This is a genomic window from Pedobacter sp. (assembly GCF_045628745.1).
Taxonomy (GTDB): Bacteria; Bacteroidota; Bacteroidia; order Sphingobacteriales; family Sphingobacteriaceae; genus Pedobacter.
In genome coordinates this window covers 1-5,295 of record NZ_JAZQPU010000023.1, presented here as the reverse complement: position 1 = coordinate 5,295, position 5,295 = coordinate 1, and the positions used below count along the sequence as shown (strand labels likewise).

Here is a 5,295-nt window from a genome sequence, read left to right as displayed (position 1 = left end):
AAACTGGATTTTTTGTTGTTGAAGCAGCATCTTAAAAGCAGTAATAATACACCTTTAAAATACAAAAAAAGGAGCAGAAAAACTAGTCTTCTACTCCTTTTATCCCTTTTAAATTAAGGGACTTTTTCAGTGCCCTCATTTATTATGATGCAGGCTTTTTTATGTAGATCGTTATGTTTCTATAAATTCCCAGGCACTTTGGTAGGCATTTTTTTGTTCGGCATAGCTAATGAAATTTGCATAGAATTTATGCCTTGAAAGCGTGGCACTGTCGCCAATAACAACCAGTTGCTTTCTTGCTCTTGTCATGGCGACATTCATTCGCCTGATGTCTGCTAAAAATCCAATCATCCCTTCGGTATTGCTTCTTGTTAAGCTGATATAAACCAGGTCTCGTTCCTGCCCCTGGAAACTATCAATCGTATTAATGCTCAACTTTGTTTTTAAGGCAAGCAGTTCAGGCGTATGTTGCATCAGCTCTTTCAATACTTGAATTTGCTGCTTATAGGGCGATATGATGGCGATGCTTGGGAAATCTTCCAGGCTAGAATGTTCGAGCATGGTGTTTACCGTTTGTGTAAGGTGTTTCAATAAAAATACAGCCTCTTCAGGGTTAGTCGCACTAGTGCCCTCTATTTTTTCATCAAAACCACAGCCTGCAGTATCAATAAAAGCCAACGGTGCAGCACCCTCAAATAAAACATGGTCAGCAACAGATGGATGGGCTTTCAGCATGTCATGATAAAAGACCTTCGATGGATAGCCCATAATAGCAGTGTTCATACGGTATTGCTCTTCTAAAAGCACTACAGCAGCTGGATGTAAGTTAACACACTTCTCAAATAAGGTAGTGCTTAACCCTGCCTTTGCAGCCTCTGCCGACTTTATAGTAGGCGACAGCTGACAATGATCACCAGCAAAGATCACTTTCTGGGCCTTCATCAAGGGAATCCAGCATGCAGGTTCTAAAGCCTGTCCTGCTTCATCTATCACCACGGTATGAAATTTCAGGTTACGCACCGTGTAGTGATTTGCACCTACTAATGTTGCCGTAATCACTTGTGACTCCCCAATAACCTGGCTGCTGATGTATTTTTCAGTTTTTTCTACTTCATTTAAAATTTGATAAGCTGCATCAAAAAGTTGTTTCCGTTGTTCTTTTTCAGCCCTGCCAAAATTTCTTTTGTACTGATGGGCCATATTTTTATAAGCATTGGCTTGCTTTTTTAAGGCTTTAATTTCTTTTGAGCTCTTGTGTTCCGCTAACTTACTGTCGAGCGTTAAAGCCATTAATCTCTCTGACACTCGTGCAGGATTGCCGATGCGCAATACAGACAAACCTTCATCAGCCAACTTCTCGGTCAATAAATCTACCGCTGTATTACTTGGTGCCACCACTAAAATCTGTTGCCCATTTTGCTGGTGAAGTGCTTTGATGGCTTGTACCAGTGTGGTTGTTTTCCCTGTTCCCGGAGGACCATGAACAATAGACAACTCATTAGCTGCCAATATTTTATTTACCGCCAGCTGTTGTGATTCATTCAGTTGAGAAATTTCCTGAACCGGCAAGTCTTTTTGAAAGCTGACCTCCTTTGTACCAGTCAGAATTTTTATCAAGGGCATAGCCGCAGACTGTTCATCTGCACTCGTTGCCAGCTTGATGGACTTCCTCATCTCCTCATAACTGTTATTGTCAAACAACAAGTCAATACCCAATTTACCTCCCGAAGACCATTCCGGAAGTTCATCTGTTTTTAAGGTAAGCTTTAGCCGGTTACCACTGAGGTAATTGATGACCCCTTCAATACGGTGTTCAGGATGGTGCTGAGAAAATAAAGCTGCAGGCATGCCAAACCTGAGCTGATGGGGTAATTCGAAATGCGATGTTCTTTCTACCTCCACCGTTAAATAATCACCACGACTCATTTCAGAACCTTTAATGGCAATAGGATACCACGATAAGCCATTGCTTCTTTTTTGAGCAACAGACGCTGTCTCCGTTAAGCGTTTAAAGGATTTAAGGTCTTCCTCCTGCTCTATTTTAAGCAGGGAAAGTAGTTTATCAAAGTATTCCATTAATCATTTTAAAGAACCATGTTAAGGTATAATTTTTCCAAAGTCTGTAACGGATCAACACAAAACCCAGGATGTACTTTTGATGTTTGTACAATGGTACTGCGCGTTGCCGTAAGCCACCTGAACCTCGATGGAAGATCAAGACTTCCAATAGGTCCACCCTGTTTAGCACCTGCACAGATTTTCTCCAGGGCTTCCAAATGCGCCTCCAGTTCATCTAAATCTAAAGTAGCATGCAGAGCCCTCAATCTTTTAGGCTCAACGATATATTTAATCTGCAAGTATTTTTGCTTAGCACAAAAGAGGATAACACCAATATTTAGAAATTCTTCCCGTTCTACCCTAGGTACAACACGGATGATGGCATACTCATATAAGGTTTTCTCTTGCATTTTCTGCTTCGTTTACAAATATGGAAGAATTTGATATTCTGGTGGTTAAAAAATAGGCATAAGCCTGTCTATGTGCTTCAGTGCTTTCAAAATTACTATCACCAATTAACCACTCTTCGGGAATTAAGGCCACAACAGTCTGTATAAATTCTGGTGTTAATATAGCTTTGTAAATTTCATCTACAACAACAAGCTCTGTTGCTTGTGGCAACAATACATGGTCTTTAATTAAAGAGAAGGGCTTAATAGCCTGCTCTTTCCAATTTTGCCATGAATGGTGGAAATACAAGGATGCACCATGGTCAATGAGCCAAAGTTCCTGGTGCCACATCAGCATATTCGTATTGCGGGCAGTACGATCCATATTGGTCAATAAACAATCCAGCCATACAATTTGAGAGGCCGTTCTGGCATCTATGGTGGTTACCACCGGATCGTAAGTAATGGCACCTGATAAGTAGTGTAAAGCAAGATTCAACCCTACGCTAAATTTCAGCAAGTCCTGTATTTCTTCGTCGCCTTCTGTACGGCCAAAGGCCTCATCAAGTTCAGCAAAAACAAGCTCTGGTACACGTAGACCAAGTTTACGGGCAATTTCTCCGCCAATTAATTCAGCAATTAAGGCCCTAACACCCTGCCCTGCACCCCGAAATTTCAGCACATATAAAAACTCATCGTCGGCTTCTGCAAGTGCAGGCATAGAACCACCTTCACGTAAAGGGGTAACATACCTGATGACTTGTACCGTACGAATCTGAAGAGAATGATTATTCATGTTACAGTATTCAAATGGATAGAAATAATGGCTGCAAAGCTAGCGTTTTATCATTAAATAGGTGTAACCTCTATTTTACTTAACCAGAGTAAACTGAGCACGTCTTTTTCACTGGCAACACACCTTTGTTGTGCATTTACAGGAAAGGGATGTTCCTGATCTTCCACATAATAAAGCATAAGGTCAATTTCACCTTGTTTTGGATAAAGCGCATTGCCCAATGGTGCTTGTGTAAGCAGTGTTGAAGTCCCTTTATGGCATTTTGAATAGCGATGCCCTCCATAGGCCAATAATATCTCATGGCCAATTTCATGAGCAGCAATCTCCATAAAATCCGCATCAGCTTTTGAAGGCGTTTTAAAATACCATGATTGACCATATTTCAAATAGCCATTGTTATAGAATAAAATCCTTGACAATTCCCAGTTTCTTGACCTTCTGGACCTGGCGTTGGTGTGATAAACTATTTTAGGAGAGCGAATAGCATATTTTTCAGTATTCTCCACCATCAGGAAAAACTCGTAATTTGTACCATCTGCCAGGGTGACGTTCTTGGCTATGGCATGGAGAGAATTTCTCCCCCAATGGTAGGTTAGCCCTTTAACAGCCAAAGCCAACAGCTCCTCAAAGCTTTTCGTTCTCTCTTTAAAGGGTTGCCTTCCAGCTGTTAAAATCAATTGCGATGGAATATTTTGAGCGGGAGGGTTCAAAGAAGATCGGCTATCTTTGAAGGCTGTTCTTAGCACTGCGGTTATCTTTTTAACGCTTCGTTCTATAATAATATCCACCCACTGCACTTCCTTGTAAAGGGCAGTAAAATTGACAACAGAAATTTCGCTGTCCTCTAAAGAGTTTACCGTCAACCTTGCTTGCAAGTATTGCCCATTAAACCGCCGGCTATCATATATCCCTTCCTGATCAAAACCATCCCATTTAATGGAATGGCTACCCGCAAGCAGCATCATGTCGTCTAACATGGTTCTGTAAAGCACAACATTTTCAACACTGCAGATTTCAAAAACAATGGTACCCTCCACACTATCTTCTAGAGAATAGTTGAAATTGAAAGAGCCATTCTCCGCATGCCCCATAAAATCGGCAATACCAAGTGGAACTACCGTAGCCCTATTTTCAGCTAAGGAAAACCTCATGTCTATAGCCTTTAATATTGCCTTCCATTGGCTTTTTCGATTAAACTTTTAACAATTTCGGCCGCTGTAACTTCATAGTTATACTCATCTGCCGCTGCCCCTACATGGACTTCAATATTTTTGAATTTCATCGCACTACGTATTACACTTTTTGCTGTAGCATGAAACTCTGTCGCTCCCGTAATTCGCATGACCTCAGCCACATTATGTTCTCTAATTCCTGCGCCGGGCATGATGCTGATTCTACCCGCAGCTAATTTTACCAGTGTGGCTATTTGTGCTGCCCCTACTAAAGCATTTACCTGGCCTCCAGAGGTCAGGATTCTTTCAAAGCCCAATTCAATAATAGCTTCTACAGCTTTTTCCTGATCATGACACAGGTCAAAAGCCCTATGGAAACTTACTTTCATGGGGCTGGCGATGGCAATTAACTCGGCACACCGCAATTGATCAATTTCGCCCTCAGCATTAAGGATACCAAAAACTACACCATCACAATTTAATAATTTACAGATCTCTATATCAGCCTTCATTAAGTTAAACTCAAGGTCACTATAAAGAAAATCTCCTGAACGCGGCCTTATAATCGGGTACACGGGAATAGTTAATAATTCTTTTGCTAATTTAATCTGTGCGTAACTAGGTGTAGTTCCTCCATCTTGTAGGTTATCACAAAGTTCTATTCTTGATGCGCCACCTTGTTGTGCTGCTAATGCAGAAACAACACCATTGGCACAAACTTCCATTTTTATCATTTCGTTTTTTTATAAAAATATGTTCCTGGCAGCTATGAAAAATAGCTTTTACCCGGTAAGAGCAGGTCTTTTTGCTGTTCATTGCAAACGGCAAAACTGAACCCTTTTTGTATGGAATAGGCGCCATACTCACCTTTTTTATTCAG

Annotated in this window: 5 protein-coding genes; all 5 read right to left on the bottom strand. The window is 40.9% G+C overall.

Features of this window, described 5'->3' with window-relative positions; all coding sequences use genetic code 11:
- Nucleotides 1-171: 171 nt before the first annotated feature.
- The 5 genes from ACR2F7_RS01085 to ACR2F7_RS01065 are packed head-to-tail and all read right to left on the bottom strand — an operon-like array spanning nt 172 to nt 5,149.
- Nucleotides 172-2,076, bottom strand: a complete 1,905-nt coding sequence (locus tag ACR2F7_RS01085; protein WP_432711765.1) for an AAA domain-containing protein — start codon at nt 2,074-2,076, stop codon at nt 172-174.
- A gap of 8 nt (nt 2,077-2,084) precedes the next feature.
- Entirely contained in the window at nt 2,085-2,468 is a 384-nt protein-coding gene (locus ACR2F7_RS01080; RefSeq protein ID WP_432711764.1) for a DUF3037 domain-containing protein, read from the bottom strand.
- Nucleotides 2,446-3,243: a HipA family kinase gene (locus ACR2F7_RS01075; RefSeq protein WP_432711763.1), complete on the bottom strand. Its 798-nt coding sequence runs from the start codon at nt 3,241-3,243 to the stop codon at nt 2,446-2,448. The genes ACR2F7_RS01080 and ACR2F7_RS01075 overlap by 23 nt, the downstream gene beginning before the upstream one ends.
- Nucleotides 3,244-3,296: 53 nt before the next feature.
- Nucleotides 3,297-4,394 (bottom strand): hypothetical protein, encoded by a 1,098-nt coding sequence (locus ACR2F7_RS01070; RefSeq protein ID WP_432711762.1) that lies wholly within the window; start codon nt 4,392-4,394, stop codon nt 3,297-3,299.
- 11 nt (nt 4,395-4,405) lie between these two features.
- The gene (locus tag ACR2F7_RS01065; RefSeq protein WP_432711761.1) at nt 4,406-5,149 is read right to left on the bottom strand and encodes a copper homeostasis protein CutC; all 744 of its coding nucleotides are present in this window, start codon (nt 5,147-5,149) and stop codon (nt 4,406-4,408) included.
- Between the last annotated feature and the right edge of the window lie 146 nt (nt 5,150-5,295).

Coding starts and splice junctions, on each gene's coding strand:
- ACR2F7_RS01065 (WP_432711761.1), bottom strand. CDS start 5,149: ATGATAAAAATGGAAGTTTGTGCCAATGGTGTTGTTTCTGCATTAGCA.
- ACR2F7_RS01075 (WP_432711763.1), bottom strand. CDS start 3,243: ATGAATAATCATTCTCTTCAGATTCGTACGGTACAAGTCATCAGGTAT.
- ACR2F7_RS01070 (WP_432711762.1), bottom strand. CDS start 4,394: ATGAGGTTTTCCTTAGCTGAAAATAGGGCTACGGTAGTTCCACTTGGT.
- ACR2F7_RS01080 (WP_432711764.1), bottom strand. CDS start 2,468: ATGCAAGAGAAAACCTTATATGAGTATGCCATCATCCGTGTTGTACCT.
- ACR2F7_RS01085 (WP_432711765.1), bottom strand. CDS start 2,076: ATGGAATACTTTGATAAACTACTTTCCCTGCTTAAAATAGAGCAGGAG.